The sequence below is a fragment of the Segatella copri genome, from assembly GCF_026015295.1.
GTDB lineage: Bacteria > Bacteroidota > Bacteroidia > Bacteroidales > Bacteroidaceae > Prevotella > Prevotella copri_C.
On the sequence record NZ_JAPDUW010000009.1, the window covers coordinates 1 to 1,042 of the forward strand.

At 45.7% G+C, this 1,042-nt stretch carries 1 pseudogene; it reads left to right on the forward strand.

From position 1 onward, the window contains the following. Positions 1–404: 404 nt before the first annotated feature. Positions 405–1,042: pseudogene (locus tag ONT18_RS17270) on the forward strand (T9SS type A sorting domain-containing protein); the annotation flags it as partial.

Consider the following 1,042-nt stretch of genomic DNA (forward strand, 5'->3'; position numbering starts at 1 on the left):
GTGTTTTCATTTGTACTCCGAGTGTGTACAGTTTCAAACCATGATTTACATTCTAACATAAGAAACTGAAGCCGTGACCATTTGTGTATTTTTGCCAAACTAACTCCAGTACATACAACAGATGTAAAAGATTTCTGCAAAATTGACAGAAATCATAAGAAAAAAACGCCAAACCAGCAAATTTCTTAAAGATTATATCCGTTTATTAAGATTATTTTTGTATATTTGCAGCATTAGTTTGGTGGTAAAGCCTATTGGCCTGCCACGTGACAATAGGACTTTACGGAGCAAGCCTATATCACAATTCTTCTCCGTAGTAACAGTCCGTTCTCTCTCACTGGTCTCTCCCTGCGCGGCAGAGGCATACGTTTTTATATTTTTCAAACACTCCAAATTGACAGCGCATGAGAAAGTTTACTTCTTTGTTACTGTTAGGCTTCGCTATCGGCAGTTTCGCGCAAACGCCCGGAGGAGTCAGCGGAAGCGAACTGTGGTTCAAGACTGCGCCTTTGAACTCAGACCTGCAAGGTTATTACCGTTGGCAGGATTTCTCTGGGGATTCCATACGGCTGATGCTATTGGACAGCCGTGGCGTCAAGTCTGAACTTACTCTTCCGAACAGTTCAGTCCATTACTTCAACTTCAATCCGAGTCTCTGGCTCGCAGACGGATTCCGTAGTCTGAGTGCCAAACTCAAACACGGCAACCTCTCACAGGCTACCGTCATCGGTGTCTTTTCACCGGAACTGGCAACCATCGGCAAGGATATGGTTGTCTATGCCCTTGACGGCCGCAAGGGCGACGGAGCCATTCTGAGCAAGGACAAAGCCGTAAGGGGTAGAGGTGTTGAACCGCTGGACTATGGTTCAGCATCGGGTGAAGACCTGCTTTATCAATCAAGTGATTCTTTGTCCGAGAACGGTTTTAAGGAAAGCGCTCTGCGAGTTGTGTCCTACTTCAAGGTAAGCAATCCTTCAACAACATTGTGGGGAGACAACTCCAACACCACATTATTCATCGGAACCCCTTCCACCTCTGGCAG